The sequence below is a fragment of the Streptomyces yunnanensis genome (assembly GCF_029011865.1).
In the GTDB taxonomy this organism is placed as follows: domain Bacteria; phylum Actinomycetota; class Actinomycetes; order Streptomycetales; family Streptomycetaceae; genus Streptomyces; species Streptomyces yunnanensis.
This window is the reverse complement of record NZ_CP095749.1, coordinates 8,390,622-8,412,206: the sequence shown is the minus strand read 5'-3', so window position 1 is coordinate 8,412,206 and position 21,585 is coordinate 8,390,622. Positions and strand designations below refer to the sequence as shown.

At 69.1% G+C, this 21,585-nt stretch carries 19 protein-coding genes and 2 pseudogenes; 16 read left to right on the top strand and 5 right to left on the bottom strand.

The features are described from left to right. Positions 1 to 76 precede the first annotated feature (76 nt). The 5 genes and pseudogenes from MOV08_RS36815 to MOV08_RS36795 form a co-directional block, all read left to right on the top strand. Entirely contained in the window at positions 77 to 2,728 is a 2,652-nt protein-coding gene (locus MOV08_RS36815; protein ID WP_420834242.1) for a SpoIIE family protein phosphatase, read from the top strand. A gap of 234 nt (positions 2,729 to 2,962) precedes the next feature. Then, positions 2,963 to 3,466, top strand: a complete 504-nt coding sequence (locus MOV08_RS36810) for a SigE family RNA polymerase sigma factor (protein ID WP_039638587.1) — start codon at positions 2,963 to 2,965, stop codon at positions 3,464 to 3,466. Between the two features lie 10 nt (positions 3,467 to 3,476). Further along, complete coding sequence (locus MOV08_RS36805; protein ID WP_052287114.1) at positions 3,477 to 3,929, top strand: hypothetical protein; 453 nt, start codon at positions 3,477 to 3,479, stop codon at positions 3,927 to 3,929. A gap of 307 nt (positions 3,930 to 4,236) precedes the next feature. Then, positions 4,237 to 5,541 (top strand): annotated as a pseudogene (gene secY / locus MOV08_RS36800) (preprotein translocase subunit SecY); the annotation flags it as partial. An 8-nt stretch (positions 5,542 to 5,549) separates the two neighbouring features. Further along, positions 5,550 to 5,639: pseudogene (locus tag MOV08_RS36795) on the top strand (adenylate kinase); the annotation flags it as partial. Between the two features lie 220 nt (positions 5,640 to 5,859). Here MOV08_RS36795 and MOV08_RS36790 read toward each other — a convergent pair. The 3 genes from MOV08_RS36790 to MOV08_RS36780 form a co-directional block, all read right to left on the bottom strand. Further along, the gene (locus MOV08_RS36790; RefSeq protein ID WP_275310499.1) at positions 5,860 to 7,206 is read right to left on the bottom strand and encodes an endonuclease domain-containing protein; all 1,347 of its coding nucleotides are present in this window, start codon (positions 7,204 to 7,206) and stop codon (positions 5,860 to 5,862) included. An 88-nt stretch (positions 7,207 to 7,294) separates the two neighbouring features. Then, on the bottom strand, positions 7,295 to 7,672 hold the full coding sequence (locus tag MOV08_RS36785) for a DUF6193 family natural product biosynthesis protein (protein WP_239010223.1): 378 nt from the start codon (positions 7,670 to 7,672) through the stop codon (positions 7,295 to 7,297). A gap of 315 nt (positions 7,673 to 7,987) precedes the next feature. Then, a complete protein-coding gene (locus tag MOV08_RS36780; protein ID WP_275310498.1) occupies positions 7,988 to 9,160 on the bottom strand; it encodes an epoxide hydrolase family protein in 1,173 nt (390 codons plus the stop codon). 82 nt (positions 9,161 to 9,242) lie between these two features. Between MOV08_RS36780 and MOV08_RS36775 the strand changes: the two genes are divergently transcribed. From MOV08_RS36775 to MOV08_RS36760, 4 genes are all read left to right on the top strand, one after another. After that, positions 9,243 to 9,818, top strand: coding sequence for a CGNR zinc finger domain-containing protein (locus MOV08_RS36775; protein WP_039638583.1), 576 nt, complete (start codon positions 9,243 to 9,245; stop codon positions 9,816 to 9,818). A 518-nt stretch (positions 9,819 to 10,336) separates the two neighbouring features. After that, a complete protein-coding gene (locus MOV08_RS36770; protein WP_275310497.1) occupies positions 10,337 to 10,681 on the top strand; it encodes a hypothetical protein in 345 nt (114 codons plus the stop codon). A 41-nt stretch (positions 10,682 to 10,722) separates the two neighbouring features. Further along, the gene (locus tag MOV08_RS36765; protein ID WP_275310496.1) at positions 10,723 to 11,046 is read left to right on the top strand and encodes a hypothetical protein; all 324 of its coding nucleotides are present in this window, start codon (positions 10,723 to 10,725) and stop codon (positions 11,044 to 11,046) included. Between the two features lie 350 nt (positions 11,047 to 11,396). Then, on the top strand, positions 11,397 to 11,813 hold the full coding sequence (locus tag MOV08_RS36760) for a group III truncated hemoglobin (RefSeq protein ID WP_275310495.1): 417 nt from the start codon (positions 11,397 to 11,399) through the stop codon (positions 11,811 to 11,813). Between the two features lie 10 nt (positions 11,814 to 11,823). Here the strand turns inward: MOV08_RS36760 and MOV08_RS44250 are convergent, their stop codons facing one another. Beyond that, positions 11,824 to 12,264: a transposase gene (locus tag MOV08_RS44250; protein WP_420834241.1), complete on the bottom strand. Its 441-nt coding sequence runs from the start codon at positions 12,262 to 12,264 to the stop codon at positions 11,824 to 11,826. Between the two features lie 526 nt (positions 12,265 to 12,790). Between MOV08_RS44250 and MOV08_RS36750 the strand changes: the two genes are divergently transcribed. Beyond that, positions 12,791 to 13,489: an IclR family transcriptional regulator gene (locus tag MOV08_RS36750; protein ID WP_275310494.1), complete on the top strand. Its 699-nt coding sequence runs from the start codon at positions 12,791 to 12,793 to the stop codon at positions 13,487 to 13,489. 34 nt (positions 13,490 to 13,523) lie between these two features. Here the strand turns inward: MOV08_RS36750 and MOV08_RS36745 are convergent, their stop codons facing one another. Further along, positions 13,524 to 13,661 (bottom strand): hypothetical protein, encoded by a 138-nt coding sequence (locus tag MOV08_RS36745; RefSeq protein WP_275310493.1) that lies wholly within the window; start codon positions 13,659 to 13,661, stop codon positions 13,524 to 13,526. A gap of 384 nt (positions 13,662 to 14,045) precedes the next feature. Between MOV08_RS36745 and MOV08_RS36740 the strand changes: the two genes are divergently transcribed. The 6 genes from MOV08_RS36740 to MOV08_RS36715 all read left to right on the top strand — a co-directional run bounded on the left by MOV08_RS36740 (position 14,046) and on the right by MOV08_RS36715 (position 21,544). Next, on the top strand, positions 14,046 to 15,767 hold the full coding sequence (locus MOV08_RS36740) for a class I adenylate-forming enzyme family protein (RefSeq protein ID WP_039638582.1): 1,722 nt from the start codon (positions 14,046 to 14,048) through the stop codon (positions 15,765 to 15,767). A 164-nt stretch (positions 15,768 to 15,931) separates the two neighbouring features. Then, positions 15,932 to 16,609 carry a methyltransferase domain-containing protein gene (locus tag MOV08_RS36735; RefSeq protein WP_275310492.1) on the top strand — a complete coding sequence of 226 codons (678 nt, stop codon included), beginning with the start codon at positions 15,932 to 15,934 and terminating at the stop codon, positions 16,607 to 16,609. An 11-nt stretch (positions 16,610 to 16,620) separates the two neighbouring features. Continuing rightward, a complete protein-coding gene (locus tag MOV08_RS36730; RefSeq protein ID WP_275310491.1) occupies positions 16,621 to 17,454 on the top strand; it encodes a hypothetical protein in 834 nt (277 codons plus the stop codon). After that, positions 17,451 to 18,602, top strand: coding sequence for an acyl-CoA dehydrogenase family protein (locus tag MOV08_RS36725; protein WP_275310490.1), 1,152 nt, complete (start codon positions 17,451 to 17,453; stop codon positions 18,600 to 18,602). Before MOV08_RS36730 ends, MOV08_RS36725 begins: the two co-directional genes overlap by 4 nt. A 4-nt stretch (positions 18,603 to 18,606) precedes the next feature. Next, entirely contained in the window at positions 18,607 to 18,882 is a 276-nt protein-coding gene (locus MOV08_RS36720; RefSeq protein ID WP_052287110.1) for a MoaD/ThiS family protein, read from the top strand. A 676-nt stretch (positions 18,883 to 19,558) separates the two neighbouring features. Beyond that, the gene (locus MOV08_RS36715; RefSeq protein ID WP_275310489.1) at positions 19,559 to 21,544 is read left to right on the top strand and encodes a transglycosylase domain-containing protein; all 1,986 of its coding nucleotides are present in this window, start codon (positions 19,559 to 19,561) and stop codon (positions 21,542 to 21,544) included. Positions 21,545 to 21,585 lie beyond the last annotated feature (41 nt).

Here is a 21,585-nt window from a genome sequence, read left to right as displayed (position 1 = left end):
CCCGGGCCGCTCCTCGCGTGAGCGTCGACAGCGGCCGCCAGGCTCTCCGGAGCCGCCGAAGCGGCGTTCCCGGCCCATGGTGATCATGAGCAGCGTCGCCGGGCAGATGTTCGTGCTTCAGGCGCTGATCATCGTGCTGCTCGTCGCGGCGGGAGTGGCCGCGCTGGCGCTGCTGGCTCGGAACGACAGATTCCAGGCGGCGCGAGCCCGCTCGCTGGCCGCCGCCGAGAGCTTCGCCCACGCCCCCGGCCTGCCCACCGTGCTGCGCAGCCCGAACCCGGCTGCCGTACTCCAGCCGCTGGCCGAAGCGGCCCGCAAGGCGGGCAATGTCGACTTCATCGTCGTCATGAACCGGGACGGCATCCGCTATTCGAGCCCGCGGCCGGAGCGGATCGGCAAGAAGTTCATCGGCACCATCGGACCGTCGTTGGCCGGTCACGTCACCATCGAAAGCCTCCAGGGTCCGGTCGGCGAGGAGATACAGGCCGTCGTCCCGGTGATGGACGGGGGCCGGGTCGTGGGCATGGTGGCGTCCGGGCTCAAGATGAGCAAGATCAGCGGTTCCGCCAACCGGCTGCTCCCGCTCCTCATCGCTGCCGGCGCCGGCGCACTGGCCCTGGCCACCGCCGGGACGGCCCTGGTCAGCAGGCGGCTGCGACGGCAGACCCACGGTCTCGGGCCGGCCGAGATGACGCGGATGTACGAGCACCACGACGCGGTGCTGCACGCCGTGCGCGAGGGAGTGGTCATCGTCGGCGACGAGGGCCGGGTCGTACTCGCCAACGACGAGGCGCGCCGGCTCCTGGCCCTGCCCCCGGACGTGGAGGGGCGGCAGGTCGACGGCCTCGGTCTCGACCCCAGGACGACAGAGCTGCTGCTCTCCCGGCGCGATGCCTCCGACGAGGTGCTCCCCGTCGGCGACCGTCTCCTGGCGGTGAACAACCGGTCCACGGACCGCCACGGCGGCCCGCCCGGCAGCGTCGCCACCCTGCGGGACTCCACCGAGCTGCGTGCCCTCGCCGGGAAGGCCGAGGCCGCCCAGCGCAGGCTGCGGCTGCTCTACGAGGCGAGCGTGGCCGTCGGCACGACCCTGGACGTCACCCGCACCGCCGAGGAGCTCACCGAGGTGGCCGCCCGCTGGTTCGCCGACTACGTCACCGTCGACCTCGCCGAGCCCGTCCTGCGCGGTGACGAGCCGCCGCCCGGCGCATACGCGCAGGCGCCGGAGCTGCGTCGCGTGGCGCTCAGCGGTACGTTCACCCATCCCCAGTACCGAGTGGGCGAGGTGTACCGGTACGCCCCCGCCACGCCGATGGCCACCGTCTTCCTCAGCGAACAGCCCGTGCTCGTACCCGACTTGCCCGCCGCCTCCGAATGGCGCGCGGGAGACCCCGAGCGCACGCGGATCGTCATCGAGCACGGCCTGCACTCACTGATCACCGTGCCGCTCAAGGCGCGCGGTGTGCTGATGGGTGTCGCCAACTTCTGGCGGATGCGGGAAAGCCCGCCCCTGGAGGAAGACGATCTGACCCTGGCCGAGGAGCTGGCGGCGCGCGCGGCCGTCTGCATCGACAACGCGCGCCGCTTCACCCGCGAACACACCATGGCCGTCACCCTCCAACGCAGCCTGCTCCCCCGCGTGCTGCCCGAACAGACCGCCCTCGACGTCGCCTACCGGTATCTCCCCGCCCGGACCGGAGTGGGCGGAGACTGGTTCGACGTCATCCCGCTGCCCGGATGCAGGGTCGCGCTCGTCGTCGGCGACGTGGTCGGCCACGGCCTGCACGCAGCCGCCACCATGGGTCGGCTACGCACCGCCGTACAGAACTTCTCGACCCTGGACCTGCCACCGGACGAACTCCTGGCCCGCCTCGACGACTTGGTCGACCACATCGACCAGGACACGGCAACAGTCACGGACTCGGACCCGGATGCGGGCCCGGCGCAGGACCAACTCACCATCACCGGCGCCACCTGCCTCTACGCCCTCTACGACCCCACCACCGGCACCTGCGCCATGGCCCGGGCCGGCCATCCGCCACCCGCCGTCGTCCACCCCGACGGCACCGTGGAATTCACCGAGCTCCCCGCGGGCCCGCCGCTCGGCGTGGGCGGCCTTCCCTTCGAGGCCGTGGAACTACGGCTCCCGGAGGGCGCCAGCGTCGTCCTCTACACCAACGGCCTCATCGAGGACCGCGAACACGACCTCGACACCGGACTGGAAATCCTCCGTACGACCCTGGCCCACCCCTCCCGCCCACCGGACGAGACCTGCGACGTCGTCATCAGCACGCTGCAACCCGACCGCCGCGGCGACGACATCACCCTCCTCGTCGCCCGCACCCGCCTCATGGATCCCGGCCGCATCGCCGAGTGGGACCTGCCGTCCGACCCCGCGGCCGTGGCAGGCGCCCGCGCCGACGTCACCCGACAGCTGACGGACTGGGGGCTGGACGAGCAGGCGTTCACCACCGAGCTGATCCTCAGCGAACTGATCACCAACGCCATCCGCTACGCCCCCGGCCCGATCCAGGTCCGCCTTCTGTACGACCGGACTCTGATCTGCGAGGTGACCGACACCAGCAGCACCTCACCCCACCTGCGCTACGCCGCCCACGAGGACGAGGGCGGCCGCGGCCTCTTCCTCATCGCCCAGCTCGCCGAACGCTGGGGTACCCGCTACGTCGCGCGGGGCAAGGTCATCTGGGCCGAGCAGGCGGTGACCTGAGAGAGGCAGAGCGGTCCGCGCCCTGAGAACGAACGATGCCGGCGAGAGCGGTCGATAGCGGGCGAGAGCATGTGATCGGGGCGGGAGTCGGCCCGTGTCGTGGCTCGGGCCGCACCGTGGGCACGGCCAGGGTGGCGGATGTGAGCCATGTCACTCATCGAGGGTGCATAGCGGGGCAGGGGCCAGTGCCTTTATGGAAGGTGTAAGGGCGTGTTGAGGTGAGGGGGGACGCTGATGGGGCAGTTGCGGGCCGATGAGTTCGACCGGTTCGTGGCGGCTCGGTGGTCGGCGTTGCTTCACCTGGCGCGGCTGTTCACCGGTGGAGACCGACACCGGGCCGAGGATCTGCTGCAGGAAGCGCTCGTCAAACTGTGGTTTGCCTGGCCGAAGGTGGCCGAGCAGGCGCCCGAGGCGTATGTGCGCAGGGTCCTGGCCCGTGCCGCGGCTCGCTCGGCACGGCGTCGCTGGTGGGGCGAGCACCCTGTGGACCAGCTGCCCGACCCGCCCGAGGTGGCAGACGAGACCGCTGCTGTGGACGAACAGACCCGGTTGGAGGCCGTGTTGGCGTTGCTGCCGGCACGGCAGCGGGCTGCGGTGGTGCTGCGCTACTACCAGGACCTGCCCGAGCGGGATGTCGCGGAAGTGCTGGGCTGTCCGGTGGGTACCGCCCGTTCACTGACGACCCGCGGCGTTGCACGGTTGCGTCAGCTTCTGGCTGAGGCAGAGCCGGTGGAGTGAGGAGGGAGCTATGGATCACTTCGAGCAGGAGCTGGCGCGGATGATGCGCGACGGCCAGGAGGACACGCTCTATGAGGACCGGCACCGAGACCGACTGCACGCCGGCGTTCGCGCACGCCGGCGGGCCCGAGCGGCCTGGACGGCCACCGGATCCGTGCTGACCGTTGCCGGACTCGGAGTCGGACTGATGGTCCTGCCAAGCTCCTTCGCGCAGGACGGCCCCACCGGCCCTCAGCGCCGCCCCGGCACCCCCGCGGAGTCGGTCCCGATGCCGTCGACGCCCCGCCCCGGGCCCACTGCCCCACAGGCGCCGATGCCGACCTGCACGTCAACCACCCGGTCGGTGCCGACGCCGTACCGCCCCTCACTCCCCGAGCCCCCGATGCCCACCCGTACATCACCCCTCAAGCCGGTTCCGACGCCGACCTGCGCCTCGACCACCGGTCCACTGTCGATGCCGTAAAGCGTCCCTCAACCTGCGAACCGGTTCCGACGCCGGCCCAGACCTCGACCGTCAGGTGGCACCCTGACCGCGTTCAAGCGGTCCCGACGAGTGTGTCCGGAAGCCCAGCGTCCGTGCACCTGGCGAGAGGGAGACGGCGACTTCGCTTGCGCGCGCACCGCGCCCCGGGCAACCAGGTCGGCCGCGGAGCCCTGCCTCGGCACCCGCCGTGCGGGCTAGCTCCGCGCGGTACAGCCGCTACGTATTCATCGATCCTCAAGACCGTCGCCTCCCGGCCCCGAAAGTGGCGGGAGGCGCAGGAGGCACCGTGCTCACCGCGTTCGCCCGAGCGTTCAAGACGCCCGACCTGCGCAAGAAGCTGCTGTTCACGTTGGGCATCATCGTGCTCTACCGGATCGGAGTGCACATCCCGATCCCGGGGGTGAGCTACGCGAACGTCGAGTTCTGCATGGCGCGGACGCACGCCAACAGCGGGTTGTTCGGCCTGGTGAACATGTTCAGCGGTGGAGCGCTGCTGCAGATCACGATCTTCGCGCTGGGGATCATGCCGTACATCACGGCGAGCATCATCCTCCAGCTGCTGACCGTGGTGATCCCGCGGCTGGAGGCCCTCAAGAAGGAGGGACAGTCCGGCCAGGCCAAGATCACCCAGTACACCCGCTATCTGACCGTGGCGCTCGCCGCCCTGGAGGGCACCGCCCTGGTGACCGCCGCCCGCGCAGGTTCGCTCTTCCAGGGCTGCCCGCGCCAGATCGTGCCCAACGACTCGGTCTTCACCACCCTCACGATGGTCATCACCATGACCGCCGGCACCTGCCTGGCCATGTGGCTCGGTGAGCTGGTCACCGACCGCGGCATCGGCAACGGCATGTCGATCCTGATGTTCATCTCGATCGCCGCCCGCTTCCCGAGCGCACTGTGGCAGGTCAAGCTCACCGGCAAACTCGCCGACGGCTGGATCGAGTTCTTCGCGGTGATCCTGGTGAGCCTGGCGATGGTCGCCCTGGTGGTCTTCGTCGAGCAGGCCCAGCGGCGCATCCCGGTGCAGTACGCGAAGCGCATGATCGGCCGCCGTTCCTACGGCGGTACGTCCACCTACATCCCGCTCAAGGTGAACCAGGCAGGTGTGATTCCCGTCATCTTCGCGTCGTCGCTGCTCTCCATCCCGGCGCTCATCGCGCAGTTCAGCGGGTCGAAGGCGGCCTGGGCGACCTGGATCGCCACCCACTTCAACAAGGGAGACCACCCCGTTTACCTCGCCGCGTACGTCCTGCTCATCGTGTTCTTCGCCTTCTTCTACGTGGCCATCAGCTTCAACCCCGAAGAAGTCACCGACAACATGAAGCAGCGCGGTGGCTTCATCCCGGGCATCCGGGCGGGTCGCCCGACGGCCGAGTACCTCAGCTACGTGCTCAACCGGATCACATGGCCGGGCTCGCTGTACCTGGGGCTGATCGCGCTCGTCCCCACAATGGAGTTGGTGCTCTTCAACGCCAACCAGAACTTCCCGTTCGGCGGGACGAGCATCCTCATCATCGTGAGTGTGGGCCTGGAGACGGTGAAGCAGATCGAAAGCCAACTTCAGCAGCGCAACTACGGAGGGTTCCTCCGCCGACGCGAATCGTCCTCGTCGGACCTCCGGAGGCCGGCAAGGGTACCCAGGCCGCGTACCTTGCCAAGGACCCGGCGATCCTAGAGATTCATCCCGGCAGAGATCCGGCGCCGGCGCCCGCGTCTCGGTAGCCTGACGAGCCGCAGTCGCCAGCACCGACAGTCGATGCCGCGCCAAGGGGGCGTGGTGCCGGCGGGTTGGTAGTGGGCGTCAGCTTGATTGGTGTCGACGTTGTGTGGGGCGGTGACTCCGCTGGTGACCTTGTCGGGGCCAGCAGCTGAGCGGCGACGTTGGGGTGTCAGGTCTGCCGATGCCCGCTCAGAACAGTGCCAGGCCCTCGCCACTGGTGTCCGCGATGACGGGCCGGGACTGGGCAGGGAGACCGTCCAAGCGGTCAGGACCGGCCGCGGCGGCCACGGCAGGGGCCGTCTCGGCCAACCAGACGCGAAACCGCTCGGCGGCCTCGCGGTAGGGGACTCGCGCCAGGACACGGTGCTCACCGGAGGGACAGAAGTCGACGGCCACAGTGAACAGGCAGGAACGGGAAGCCTGCTGACTGCCCGTCCAGGACACGCGCAGGACACCGCAGGGCCTGCGCCCGCCGGAGGCGCGGTGGGTCGGGCGCAGCGAGCGGCAGGCTATGTGGGCGGTCCATGCGGCGAGGTGCGGCAGGGGCAGGGTGGTGCGTGCGCGGCAGCCGGGGCAGCGGTGCCAGTGGCGGAGCCAGTCGTCGTTGTCGGTGTGGAAGAGGCGTGTGTAGCGGTTCGCCACGCGGATGTCGTTGCTGTACAGGTGGTCGGGGCGTTCTTGTGTGTTGCAGGACTGGCAGACGGGGGCGCGGACGTAGCCGTGTTCGTGGCAGTGGTCGAGGACGGCGGCGGGCGCTGCGCGGCAGACGGCGCATGCCCACCCGGCCACCCTGCGGGAGGTACCGGGCTTTCTGCTGAGCACCGAGTACAGCTGGCCTTCCAGCTCTGCGGTGTACGGGCGCAGTGCGGCGGCGGGGCCGTTGGGGCTCGTCGTCTGCGGACCGTCTGCGGCTGCGGCCGGCCGGGGGCGGGAGGGCGGCGGCTTGGTGACGGCTGTGCTTGCCTGGCAGGTCTGCGCGGCTTGCACCCACTGCGTTTCGGCGTGCTCGGCGGCGTCGAGCAGCCTGACCACAGCGCGCGGCAGCCACCACGTCCGCTGCGTCCCGTCGCGGGTCCGCTCCACGAGCATCTGTCGCCAGTCGATCCCCGCCAGATGGTGCGGCCGGCCGGCTGCACGTCGTGCTGCCCGCTCGACGCCGCCGAGCTCCCGCAGTTCCCCCGTGATGCGCTGGCGCCAACGCAGCGGCGCTTCCTCGCGGCACTCCCGCCGCGGCGCCCCACCAAACGGACCGATACGGACCAGATCCCGCCGGTCCATCCCTACCGCGTTCAGTTCCGCGGCCGCTCGGCGCACCTCAGCCTCCGGAACACTCCACTGGCCGCCGCTCGCCCTCGCCGTCGGCACCACATGGCCGCCGAGCAGGACGTACCCCAGCCGGGCATGGGCAGGAGAGCAGGTGAATGCCCCAGAAGTCGTCGGCACAGCACTGGTGGCCGTCAACTCGACCCACAGAGCGTCCGCGGCGCCCAGGGTGATCAGGCCGTCCGGGCGACCGGGCATGACACGCTCTGGCATACCGACAGGCTAACGGCCCGCACCGCGGCAACGGGTCGCCAAGCGCCTCGGTCAGCGGCCGGCGCTTGGGTGGCGAAATCCGTTCTGACTACTCCGACTGTTCCTTTTCGGCCAGTGCCTCTGGCGTGCCGACGAAGGCGCGACCGCAGCCCGGCGGGAGTCGTTCGACCACCATCGCGATGGCGGCCTCCGCGGTCGGGGCGGGGCCGACGCTCTGGGACCGTGAGGGCCCGCTGACGAAGAATCCGCCGCCCATCATCGGGGCGATGAACGGAACGTCCCAGGTCCAACGCAGTTCCGTGCACCGGCTGAAGTGCAGCTCGCCCATGCCGACCCAGGGGAACAGTTGCCGTAGTCGGGGCTCTGCGTAGGCGGCACGTAGCAACCGGCCGTCCACACGATGGCCAGTGAGCAGCTTCTGCCACGCGGCTTCGATGATGTCTTCCTCGGGTGCGCCCTCCGTCATGTCTCGCATTCTGCTCGACACCGAAAGGTTTCGGCCAGCTCGCGGTGATAACTCTTGGCCCAGCTCAAGGTCGTCCCCCGGCTCCGCTGCCCACGCTGGAACAGGATCAGCGCCCCCGCTCGGCCCACTCTCCCCAGCTGAGCGCCCGATGCTCACGAAACCGCAGCACCCGTGCGACGTTACGAGAGGCCATCGAGCGGACACGCCATTGCCGGAGAAGCCTGTCGGCGAGTGCCTGCGCCACCGCCGCGGAAGCGACTTGCCGTGCCAGCCCGCGACCTCAGGCGGTGATCGAGTGCCGGCACCCGGCCGCGTTCACCGATTCGCGGCCAGCACTGCCGCGAGGCCCTCTTGCAGGTCCTTGACGAAATACTCGGGAACCTCCAGCGACGGGAAATGTCCCCCCTTTTCGGGCGACCTCCATCGGACGATCTGTCGGTACCGCTCCCGTGCCCAGGCGCGCGGATACTTCTCGATGTCGCGGGGGTACATGGTGATTGCCGACGGGACGTCGACCCGAAGTTCGGGATCAAGCGAGTTGTGGCTTTCGTAGTAAATGCGGGCCGCCGATGCACCGGTCCGCGTCAGCCAATACAGGGTGACGTTGTCAAGAACGCGGTCTCTGGAAATCGTCTCGAACGGGCTGTCTTCGGTGTCCGACCATTCGGCGAACTTGTCGAGGATCCAGGCGAGAAGCCCGACCGGTGAGTCGACGAGCGAGTAGCCGATGGTCTGTGGTCGGGTCGCCTGCTGCTTCGCGTACGCCGCGCGGTGGCGCCAGAAATCGCGGGTTTCCTCGGTCCATTTGCGCTCGACCGCCGTCAGCCCGTCCGTCGTCAACCCGGGCGGCCCCTCCGCGAACGTTGTGTGGATGCCGAGAACGTGCGCCGGGAACCTGCCGGCGAGAACCGTGGTGATATTGCCTCCCCAGTCGCCGCCGTGGGCTGCGAACTTGCTGTAGCCGAGCCTTCCCATCAGTTCCACCCATGCGGCCGCGATCTTTTCGGTTCCCCACCCGGTGGTGGCCGGCTTGTCGCTGTAACCAAAGCCCGGTAGCGACGGGACCACGACGTGGAACGCCGGCGCGTCCGCATCTTTCGGATCTGCCAGCTCGTCCACTACATCGATGAACTCGGCAATGCTGCCTGGCCAGCCGTGCGTCAAGATCAGAGGAGTGGCATCTGCGCGCGCGGATCGGCGGTGCAGGAAGTGGATTCCCAGATCATCAATGGTCGTGCGGAACTGGCCGATCCGGTTGAGGCGCTCTTCGAACGACCGCCAGTCGTACCCGGTGCGCCAGTAGTTCACGACATCGACGAGGTCGGCGAGCGGAACACCCTGTTCCCATCGGCGAGGGTCGGGCGCGGCGCGGTAGACCGTCTCGGCCTCCGGTAGCCGCGCCGCGACCAGTCGCGCGCGCAGATCGTCGAGGTCGGCGTCAGTTGCGTGGGCTTCAAATGCTTGCACGTCGCTGGTGGGACGGGACATGAGACCTCCTGGTCATCACGGAACCGGCTAAGACGGTTCTAGCAGTCGTCCGCATCACGCCGCAACCGGCTAAGGTGGTTCCATGCGCGCTGAGTTCCCTGACTTCCGCCTCGGTAAGGTGCTGTCCACCAGCTTCACGGGGACGCTGTCGGAGCGTCATGGCGACGCCGTGGAGCGCATTCCCACGCCGCACCGGCTCGTCGACTGGCTGGTGGTGAACGGCCTCGCGGTGGACTTCTGCACCACTGCCCAGCTCGATCTCGCTCGAGAACTGAGGGAGTCGATTCACGCCGCCGCGACAGCGGCCGCGATCCAGGACGCTCTCCCTGCATCCGCTGTCCAAGTCATCAATGACTGCAGCGCTCGGGGTCGGGCCGCGGCTGTCCTGACACCCGAGGGGCAGCGGCGATGGCGGCTCAGCTCGGCCTCCTGCGTGGAAGATGCCCTCAGCGTGATCGCCGCCGACGCGATCAGCGTCATCGCAGGCGAACGAGACGGAAAATTGGCCTTGTGTGCATCACCAACCTGCCAAGCCGCCTTCTTCGACACCAGTCAAAGTCGCACCCGCAAATGGTGCGACATGAACACGTGCGGGAATCGCCAGAAGAAAGCGCGCTTCAATGCCAACCAGCGCAAAAAACCCAGATCAGCGGAGTGATCGTTACCTCGGTACAACCACGTGGGCCCCACGCCTGCGACACATCTGTCGCGAGGGGTGCACCCCACCGGCACCACAAGCCGGATCCCTGTGCCGGAAGTGCGGGTCGGAGGGCGTGGTGCGACTCGCGCGAGAGGACGTGGCGGCAGGACACCTCGAAGGTGGCTGCGCCGCAGGCGAGTTCTCCCGGGACGGGCTGGAGTGGGGTGGGGTGGGGTGGGCACTGTAGGGCATCGTGGTCGATCACCTCACCATAAGCCGCGTCGTCCGGCTCCACGCCAAACGCCAAGCCGCCGCCGGCCGGCCGGCCGGACCGGTTGTTCGCCGACCGCGGGTGAGCGTCGCTGACGTGCCTGCTCCCCTCGACTGTGGCCGGCGGGGCTTCTTACTGTCGACGGCCCATAACCGGAATTACCCTCACGAGTTTCCCCAAGCCCCGACATCGTCCATTGGTTCAGGCTAATTTCGTGTGCAAGGTGCTCCATATCGGGGGCATCAGGGCAGAGGGGGTAGAAAGCATGCGCAAGATCGCGTTAGTCGCCGCAGGGCTGTCGCTCGTGGGTACGCTCGGAGTCGCCTTGGCGCCCCATGCCGTTGCGGCGACGCCCTGCCCCTCCGGAGCGTTCTGCATCCGTGAGGCGGACGGCTCCATCCTGAGCCAGAACATTTTCTACAGCTACGGGTCCCACAACCTGTCGAACGTGATCGGGGATCGTGTGCTGGTCAACAATCAGACCGATGGGGCCGGCTTCCAGCTCTGCTTCGGGTACAACGGCGTCAACTGCTCCGAGGTGGACCGCGTCACGGGAGAGTTCGCGCCTTACGACATGACGCCGATCAACTCCGTTGTCCTCGTGGCCTGATCACACCGAGGCCACTGAGCCGTTGAGCGAGGCAGCACGCCGTGCCACCGTTCGTCGCCGACCAGCCTGACCGCACCATCTTCGACGCCGGCCAGAGCACGGACCTGCCGGGCAACCGCACCAGGGGTGAACAGGACACGCCGACCACCGACCAGGCAGTCAACGAGGCGTTCGATGGCCTGGGAAGTACGTTCACGTTCTACTACGACGTCTTCCAGCGTCGCTCCATCGACGGTGCGGGGCTTCCTGGTCGCGGTGAGCCCCCGCGTGATCACGGCCGGATTCGGCTTCCTCGCAATGAAGATGGGCATGCGCGAGAACGCCCGCCCCATTCAGTTCTCCACCGGCATCAGCTTGCTCGGTGAATCCCTCATGGCCATGGGCCGCGTCATGGTGAAGGGCAAGGTGCCGGTCGCGATGGGGCAGGGGCGAGGTGAGTCGGAGCCGACCGCGTCCGCCCCGGCGGCACCGAGAGGGCCATGTTCGTCAATGCATGGCGGGTCGCGACATCCAAACGAGTGAGGGAGGGCGCAGTCTCTGTGTCAGCGGGCAGACGCACGGCATGACGCCGTCGATACGTTCATCCTTGCCGCCGACGAATGCCCCCCTTGAGCCGAACGCGGTGACGGCCTCCGGTCGTGCCGGCGACGGGCTGACGCCGTCCCCTGCGCCGTCCGCCCAAGCCGCGAGCCCGTGCTCACGGTCGACGTTCCCGGTGAGTACGCTCCTCCAGCGCGGCCCCGCCCGACCCACCACCGGGCTCCCCGGGCGTGCCCTGGCCACCCAAGCCGATGTGCAAAGGCTGGTGGCCGAGTTCTGCGCCTGCGCCGCCGAGGACGAACTGCTCGCCCCCGTCTTCGCCGCTATGGGCACGCCGCTGATACGCCACGTCGAGGCCGTCACCGACTTCTGGTGCTGCGAGCTGCTGGACGAACCCTCGCCCAGCCGGGATCTGCTGGCGGTTCACCAGAATGTGCATGCCGCACACCCGATAAGCGCTCGTCACTTCGAACGCTGGCTGGCCCTGTGGCAGGACAGCGTTGATACCACCTTCGTCGGCCCAGCCGCCGACCGGGCCAAGACCCTGGCCGTGAACATCGCGCACTCCATGCGCATCCATCTGGCCGGGTAGCCTCGCGTCGTCATCGGCGGCTCGTCGGACAGGGCCTGGGGCCGAAGTGGTGGCGGCAGCAGGCCGAGCACGGGCCGGTGGGGGACGGCGGTGCGAGCCGGTCCGGGGCCGTGGTGCGCTTGCGCTGCCCGGCTGTTCTCCGCGCGCAGCCGCGCCTACTCCTCACTCCAGCTCTCCAGCTCTCCAGCTCTCCAGCTCTCCAGCTCTCCAGCTCTCCAGCTCTCCAGCTCTCCACAGCCTCGTCGCCGCGACCGTGGAGAGCCAGCTCGTCGGCCCGGCGCACCCAACTCCGCAACGTCTCGCCAGTCACCCCGACATCCGCCGCGACCGCTGCATACGTACGCTTCCCGCCCGCCGCGCGGTACAGCGCCACCGCATCGTTCCTGAACTCCGCCGGATAGGGAGACCTGCGTCCCACCAGGAGACCCTTCCTCGGATCCGCAAGATCCATTGCCAGAGTTTCGACACGACGGGAGGAGTGGGGACGCAGCGGAGCGCATTGCGCGTCCAGGGGGCGTACGTCGTGTGGGCTGGCCGGTGGCACATGCAGTCGCGGGCCGGGCGCGAGGATTGCATCCGTGCGCCGGTGGCGAGGGATTGCCTTCGCCCGCGGGCCGGGGTCGACTGGACAGAGCCGGCCGATTCCCGCGCTGGGAGCGCGAGAGATGCCCGGTGACGTGAATGCCCTCCTGCGCGAAGGCAAGCATCAGGCTGGCCACAGCCGAGATCGCCGGGGAGTCCCGCGCGCCAACCACCCACGGTTCTCTCCCGTGTGAGGCGCCTCGCTGCCCCTGGGCGGGGTCCGTGAGACGTCGGATCCCGGCCGTCACCGGCGGTGGAGCGCCTCCTGATCGCGGCGGGCTGCCCAGACCTAGCTCAGAGGTATGCGTGTGGTGTGCAGCGTGGCGTCCGGAGCGCCGGACCGTGCTCCTGACCTGTCGAGGCTGACTGCCAGCACTCCCCAGGTGACCGGTGTCGTGCACAGGGTCGGTGTCATCATGGCCGAACTGGCGGAGGCGACCGTTCCGCTGTCGCTGACGGACCTCACCCACTGCACCGGCCTGCCCAAGACCACGGTCCACCGGCTGCTGGCATCGATGTGCGACGCGGGACTGGTGCGACGCGCGGGTGCCGGATTCCTGCTCGGCCTGGCCGCGCCCCGGGTCGGCGTCCCCGCCCGACCGTCCTTCGCCCTGCCTCGGCGGTGGTATCTGCCCCATCTGGTCGAGCTCTACGAGCGGACGCACCAGATGGTCAGCCTGGGCGTACTCGTGGGAGACGAAGTGGAGTTCATCGAGCGGATCTACGGGCCCGAGCGACTCGACGACGGAGCGGAGGACGCCGATCGGCTCCCCGCCGCGCTGACGGCCGCGGGCCGCGTGTTGCTGGCGTTTGCGCAGGCCGAGCCGCCACGCCGACCGGGCAAGGCAACCGCGGGCGCGGGGCTGGCACGGTCCCTGGCCGACATCCGACGGCGCCGGATCGCCGTCCACGCCGACGCCTTGGACACCGGGGCGTTCCGTGCCGCCGCTCCGGTGGCCGACCGCGCCGGCCGGGTCGTGGCCGCGGTGGAGATCGGCGGCGGGGGGTGCCCGGGTGTGTGCGTGACCATGCTGGTCGAGCAGGTCCGCCGGACCGCACATGCCCTGACGGCCGCGGCCCGCTGCCTGAACTGACCCAGGCAGAACGGCCACCGGCCCGGCAGCGGGGTCAGCCGCCGGCGATCACGACGAGGATCTCCCCCGTACCCGCGTCCCGCAGCAGCAACGCCCGGCCGTAGCCAACGTGTCCTCGGCGGCCGGTGTGGCGGGCGTCGTCCCCACCGGTTCCGTGGAACGGAACACTCATACCTTGAAGATGGCATCGTCCGCAGGTGTGTTCCGCTCTACGGAACAGCCTGTTTGCGGGATTGCCGGGCGGCTTTACTCTCTGGACGTTGACGGAGAATCGGCGCGCACGGGGGACCTCCGCATGAGGTTCGTACGGTGCGGATGCTCTCGTAGTGCCGGCGATTCCGGTACCGAACGGCCCCGACACGCCTGCATTCAAAGGAAGTTCGCGGAGACCGAAAGGGAATGCCGCGCACGGTCAGTAGGGCTTTGCGCAGTAGAGCACCGCCCGGCGCGACGCAGAGCCGGAAGGTGTCGTGGGCGCGCTCCAGGCAGTACGCGTTGGGCTCGGGACGGGACCGATGCCGTGACGTGACCGACCACTACGCAAGAAGGTGACGGCATGTCCCCACATGTGACGGGGCAGCAGGATGAACTGCCCAAGTTCCTCACCGAGTACGCGGATACCCGCGGTGCGCGCAGGATCCTGCCCCGTTTCCTGGGGGGCCGGCCCCCGGCCACCAGGTGCATCGGCGAGGCATGGCACGTCGCGGCGGAGCGGAACCCGTCCCAACTGCTGATCGCCGACCGGCCGCCGGACATCGACCCCGAGGGTCCGCCGACCCGGACGCTGACGCAATGGGCATCCCTGGTCGACGAGACTGCTGCCTGGCTCCACCAGCTGGGCGTACGGGCATGGGACCGCGTGGCCATCCTCAAGGCCAACCACTTCGACCTGCTGGTCCTCGCGTCGGCCGCGGCGCGGATCGGCGCCGTCCCGGCACCGCTGTCCGGCGTGTACGGTCCACCGGTGGACGGCACGCCGATCTGCCACATCCTGCTCAGTCGCCTGGAACGGCCGTTCCTGGTCACCGACCGGGCCCATCTCGAACGCTGCGCTCTCGATCCGACCGCCGTCGCCAGGCTGACCCGGCGGACGGTCTGCGTCGATGGCACCGACGGCCGACGTGATCTGGTGGACCTGGCGAGCCTGCGCGGTGGGTCCGTGCCGGCGACTCGGCTGCGGGCGACCGACGAGCCGATGTGGGTGACGCACACATCGGGTACCACCGGTGTGCCCAAGCTCGTGATGCATTCCGCGACGTCGGTACACGGCATGGCCTTGGTCGAGTCCGAGCGTTGGCCGCTGTGGATGGGCCCGCAGGACACCTGGGCGTTCTGCGATCCCTTCTGGCATGAGCGGGTGATGGCCAATCAGCTCACGGTGGCGACCATCGGGCTGCGCATGATCATGCTCTCCGACGCCACGTCGCCGGCGGTACACCGACTGCTGACGGAGCACCGGCCGACCGTCGTGGAGGCCATGCCCAATATGTACCTTTCCTGGGAGGGTATGGCGCGCGAGGCGGCCCGCCCCTTCGGGAACGTGAGGTTGTTCCTCAACTCGTTCGACGCGATCCACACCCGCACCATCCGCACCTTCCTGGATGCCAGCGACCGTCGCCTTGCGCTGTGGATCCAGGCATGGAGCCAGAGCGAATGCGGCCCGATCGCACTGCGGCCGTACGTGCGCCGGTCGGTGCGCAAGCGCGGCAAGCGACCCCCGGTCAACCAGAGTCTGGGCCGGCCGATTCCGTCGTACGGCAAGATCCGGGCCGTGGACCCGACATCAGGGCGCCCGCTGCGCCGGGGCGAAGTCGGGCTCATCGAGTTCTCCCAACCAGGCCGCTGCCTGGCCTATGTCGGTGAGCAGGACCGTCACGAACTCAAACGCAACGGGGAATGGTGGAACACCGGAGACCTCGGTGTGATCAACCGGTTCGGGGTGGTCCGGTTGATCGACCGGGAGATCGACCAGATCCCCGGCGGCAGCGCCATCGAGTTCGAGGACGTACTGCTGGACCGGCTGCCCGCGCTGACCGAGATCGCAATCCTTCCCGCCGCGCAGCAGCCGCCCGTCCCGGTCTACAGCACCTCGGGCGATACTCCCCTCGATCCCGGCGAGTGGAAGCAGGCGACCAGGGACCTGCCGGAGCTGGCGGCGCCAGTCCACATCCGCTGGGACGAGTTTCCGCGGACCGGCACCTGGAAGATCGCCAGGGTCCAGCTGCGGGAGAAGCTGATGCCCGATGCCCGGCCCGTCGGCACGGGGCGCTGGACCTGATCGGGCTCCGGGACGGCGTGGAGGCTGTCGTGCCGGCGTCCGGCGGAACACCCAGCGGATTCGGCAGGGTCGACGCGGCCGTTCGGCCCGCTGTACTGATCGGATGCCTTGATGGGTTTGCGGCTCTGCCGGGGGTACAGGCGGCCAAGCGACGCTCGTTCGCGATGGGCGGCAAGGCTCTTGCGAGGGAGCCGGTGCTGGATGTGGGGTGTGGAACCGGCACCGACCTGGTCCTGTGGGGCCGGCAGTGCGGCGCCCGCCCCGTCGGAGTCGATCTCAGTCACCAGATGCTCGCCGAAGCACGCGCCCGTGCAGGCGATTGCTCGGTGATGCAGGCGCACTCGCATCATCTTCCGTTCAGCGATGGGGTCTTTGCGGCCGTCCGCGGTGAGCGACTGCTGCTGCACGACACCGATCCGGGCGCCGCGGTGGCGGAGATGGCGCGAGTGGTGCGCCCAGGGGGCCGCGTCGTCCTGGTCGAACCCGACATGGAGGAGGCAGCGGCAACCTGCCCAACCCTCTACACCGAGTCGGGCTCGCTGACCGCGTGGGTGCGCCGCAGTTTCGCCCAGCCACGGTCCGGAAGCGCAGTACGCCGACTTCTGCGCGCGTACGGACTGGTGTCCGTGCAGAGCGAAGTGCACCGTGAGAGATGCGATGCGGAAACCGCCGACACCGTACTGCAGTTGCGCGCCTGCGCTGCGTGGGCGCATGAGTCCCGAGGAGCACCGCCCGGCCAGCTACGACGGTGGCTGTCCGACCTCCACGAGCGCGACAGCGGCTCGGCGCCCTTCTGCACGGTTCCGATCCACGTCGCCTCGGCGACCAGGCCGACGAGCTGAGGGAGAAGAGCATGGTCAGGTACTCCACCGTCGAATTCCCCTATGACTCCAGTCACTTCACCTCACTTCAGCTGCATCCGGTCGCCGCGGTGCGGATCATGCTTTCCGGCTGGACCACGTGGACAGCCCAGCATGCGGTGGCCTTCCCCACCATGATCCGCGAACACCATGCCGGGTTCGCGGTGACGGGGATTCGACTTGCCTACCAGGAGCCGTTCGGCTTCCTGGACGGCGAACGGCTCACCTCGACCACCACCAGCAGCCTGCTACGGCAGCGCAACCTGATGGAGACCACCACGCACATCAGCGCGGACGGCCGCCAACTGGCCGTTGTGACCATGCGCTGCCGGGCCCTGGCCGTCGATGTGGCACGGGCCATGGCGGCGACCCCGCAGGCACTTCCTCCCAGCGTCACCGGCCACTACCGACCCGATGAGATCGACGACCAGGCGGCCTTCACCGATGAGCTCACTCCACTGCTCGACAGCCTGGCCGCCACCGCCCCGGCCCTGGTGCGGGCCAGTTACACACGGCTGATCGACCGGCAGGTCTGCGAGGCCGCCGACCAGTGGTGCTTCGTCGACGTCACCGGATTGATCGGCAGCAGTCGCGAACATCTCGTCGACACACTCGCCGACACGCAACCCCTGCTTCGCGAAGGACTGCGCCGCCGCATCAGCCACCTTGAATTCCGCCTCAGGCGGCCCCTGTTCCTGCACGACCGGACCACCATCGACACCTCATTGCACCAGGACGGAACACGGCTCGCCTTCTCCCACCGCATCAGCGGTGACGACGGCCACCTGCACGGCGAAGCCGTGGAGATCCTGGATGCGCAGCCGTGAACCGGGAACTGATCGGCGCCGTGGCCGCGGACACCGACCGCCGGCTGCACCGCCTTCTCGAAACCCGCGTCAATCCCGGCGCTGCGGCTCGCGACGCCGCCGCGGCCCCGCTCCCAGCGGAACTCCTGCATGAGGCCGCCCAGCACGGCCTGTTCCACTGCGCCCTGCCCACCGACGTCTGTACCGGTCGCGGATTCGCTCCGGTGCGCTGGGGCCTGGTCCTGGAACATATCGGCTATCGCTGCACCGACCTGTCCTTCCCCCTCCTGGTCTACCTGACCGCGGGAACCATCCGCCGCCTCCACCACGACCAACGCGCCGATCTGCTGGAGCCGTTGTCAGACGGCGGCCGTCTCCCCCTGATCGGGTTCGCGTACACCGAACAACGAGACCCCTTCGATTTCCGCGGCAGCCTCACCCGTCACGGCGACACGATCACCGTGACCACGGAGAAGAGCATCGTGGCCGGCGCGCGGATACTCGATGCGTTCCTCACCTACGTCCCCGACGCACAAGGCCGCCTCACCGCCGTGCTGCTCCACCGCACGGACCCGGGCGTCAGCATCGCCCCGCTTGCCGTCAGCGGATTCCGCTCGGCCGGGTTCGGCACTGTTCGCGCCACGGACACCGCGGTGCCTTGCGACCGCATCGTCGACACCGACGGCCTGGCCCACGCGCAAAGGATTCTCAACGCCGAGGCCGCGTTCTTCGTCGCCGCCCCGACCGGGCGGATGCGGGCCATCGCCGAAGTCTGCGCCATGCACGTCGCCGCCACCGAACGGCACGACACCCCACTGGCCGACTATCCCAACGTCCAGAGCCTGCTCGGCCGCATGCACGCCACCGTCGAATCCTGCCGTGCCACCCTCTACCAGGCGTTGGAGGCATACGGCGAGGACGACTCCCTGTGGTCACCTCTCTCGTGGATCGCCAAGTACACCGTCGGACAGCACGCGCTGTCAGTCGCGGCCATGGCACAGCGCCTGACCGGCACCCAAGGCTTTCTGGACACCAGTCCTTGCGCACGTCACCTTCGCGACTTCTCCGGCCTGCTGGCCGGCGGCAACCCCCAGGAGAAGGTCGAAATCGACCTGGGCGTGCACCTCACTCAGACAATCAGGCCCACCCTGCGGGCGCCGGGAGAGTGACACCGTGAAGATCCACGTCAGCGGCATCTTGCGCAAGTACGTCGACTACCGCAAAGACCTGGCCTACGACGCCCCCACCGTCCGTGCCGGCCTTGAGCAACTCTGTTCCGAGTACCCCCAGCTGGCGACGATCCTGTTCGAGGGCAACGGCGACATCAGTGCCGTCCACCGCCTGTTCCTCAACGGCGACCAGTTGGCATCGGACACCCTCGACGCACCCACCACGGCCAACGACACCATCGACATCATCACCGCCATCGCCGGAGGCTCCCGCCGATAGAACACGCGCAGCCGGCGGCGCCCGGCGCACGGGGGTGCCGCCACCTTTCCGGATGAGGGTCGAGCTGTCGTGGGCCCTGGCGGTCGGGCATGTGGAGGGTCGGGGGCGACACCACCTGGGCGCGGCTGTCGCGCCCCTGCCCGGCCCTGGTGACCCCGCTCGCCGGGGCCTCGGCATCCACCGGCCCACCGGTATCCAATCGCTCCTGGTTTGTCGGCGATGACGGGATGGGGTCGTGCCAGGCACCGCCTGATTGTTTCCATTCGGTCTTTGTGTGGAGATTTCGAAAAGGTCGCTGATAGGTTTGTATATGTGGTGAAGGCCGCGGCGTGGCTGGGGGGTTGCGGGATGGCAGTTGTGTCTGCGGCGGCTGCGTCACGCTGCGCGAGCCACACGCAGAGTGCGGAGGGGACACGGAGTGACAGGGGCTGGGCAGGGGCCGGGTAGCCCGGATGAGATCCACGGGCCGTCGGGCCGCCGGTGGATCGTGCGTCGGGAACCCCTCGCCAGTGAAGGGAACGACTTCCGAGCACCCACGTCCGCAGACCCCGAACACACGTTGCAGCTGAGGGTCGAACCGCCTGCACCGACCGGCGAGACCGTGCTGCCGCGACGGCCGGAGGGGGCCGACGGACAGGCCGGCCGGCGTAGGGCCGCGCAGTCACCATCCGCCCGCATGCGCATCGTTACGCTGCTGGCCCCCCTCATCGCGCGGCTGGCGCCGTGTGCTCGCCGGCTCAGGCCGCGTTATCCGCGTCCGGGCCGCACCGGCTGGCGCCGCTGGGTGCCCTCCTGTCGGCAGTGGCTGGGCGTCGTGTCGACGGCCGTCGGCCTGACCGGGCTGTTCCTGACCGTCGCCTACGCCGCCACCGACATACCCGAGGACCTGAACGCGTACGCCACCCAGCAGGACAACGTGTACTTCTGGTCCGACGGCACCCCCATGGCCCGCACCGGCTGGGTGCAGCGGCAGGCGATGCGGCTGAAAGACATACCCGAGGACGTCCGTTGGGCCGTGCTGGCGGCCGAGAACGAGAGCTTCTACAGCGACCCCGGCGTCTCTTTCAAGGGCCTTACCCGCGCCCTGTGGCGCACGGTCGGTCAGGGCGACACCCAGGGGGGCTCGACCATCACCCAGCAGTACGTCAAGAACGTCTACCTGAACCAGGACCAGACCGTCAGCCGCAAGTTCACCGAGGCGATGATCGCTCTCAAGCTCGACAACCGGTTGAGCAAGGACGAGATCCTGGAGGGATACCTCAACACCAGTTGGTTCGGCCGCGGCACCTACGGCATCCAGCGCGCCGCACAGGCCTACTACGGCAAGGACGCCAGCGAACTCAACGCGAGCCAGGCCGCTTTCCTGGCGTCGCTGCTCAAGGGCGCCGGCCTGTACGACCCCACTCTGGGTGCGGCCAACCACCACCGGGCGGTGGAGCGCTGGAACTGGATCCTGGACCGGATGGTCAAGATCGGCAGGCTGTCGCCGTCCGAGCGGGCCGGGTATCGGACCTTCCCGGAGCCGCTCAAACAGAACCCGTTGTACGACACCGGTCAGCAGAGCGACTACCTGGTGGAACTCGCCTCCCAATACGCCAAGAAAGCCGGGCACCTCTCGGACCGGCAGTTCGACCTGGGCGGCTATCAGATCTACACCACCTTCGACCGCAAACGGGAGGCGGCCCTGGACGACGTGGTGGCCAAGGCGCGCAAGAAGGTCCGGCAGACCCACCCGGACGCGGCAGCCACCGCCCATTACGGCGTCGCGTCGCTGGCCACCGACGGCCGCGTCCTCGCCGTCTACGGCGGCCCGGACCACCGGAAGCAGGGTTACAACGAGTCCAACGCCGGGACGGTACCGGCCGGTTCGGCCTTCCTGCCGTTCGTGTACGCGGCCGGTCTGGAGCACGGCGTCGTCCGGCGGCGGGACGCACCCAGGGAGAAGGTCACCCCGCGGTCCCTCTACGACGGCGACGACGGCGTGCCCGTCAGCACACCGGAGGGCCCCTACTGGAACCGCAGCGGCAAGAAGGTCACCGCCCACAACGACGGCCGGAAGTCCTGGGGCCGGATGACGCTGCGCGAGGCGCTCGCCAAGTCGGTGAACACCCCCTTCATGCAACTGGGCATGGACACCGGCCTGGACAAGGTCAAGCAGACGTCCCAGGCGGCCGGGCTGCTGTCGTCGAGCATGGGACCGCAGGTACCCGCCCTGTCCCTGGGCAGTTCCACACCGAGCGCGATCCGCATGGCCAGCGGCTACGCCACCTTCGCCGCCGCGGGGCAGCACGTCGAGCCGTACTCCGTGCGCCGCGTCACCCGGAACGGCTCGGCGGTGCGACTGGACCTCCCGGACGCGCACCGCGCGGTATCCGCCCAGGTGGCCGGGGAGGTGACGCAGGCGCTCGCCGACTCCTTCCGCGCCGCCCACCCCGACGCCGCTCCCGCCGCGGCGGCGGTGTCCGGCAAGGCCGGCACCGTCGCCGATGACACGGCCGCCTGGTACGTCGGCACGACCCGCGCCGTGTCGACGGCCGTGGTCGTCTACCGCATGGATCTGGCCAGGAGCCTCGAACCGCTGCCGCTGAAGGGGCTCGCGGGAACCGCCGCCGACAGCGTCCCGTACGACATCTGGGCGGGCGCCATGGGCCCGCTGCGTTGACCGGCGGACCGTCGGCACCCGCATCCGTACCGGAACCTCCC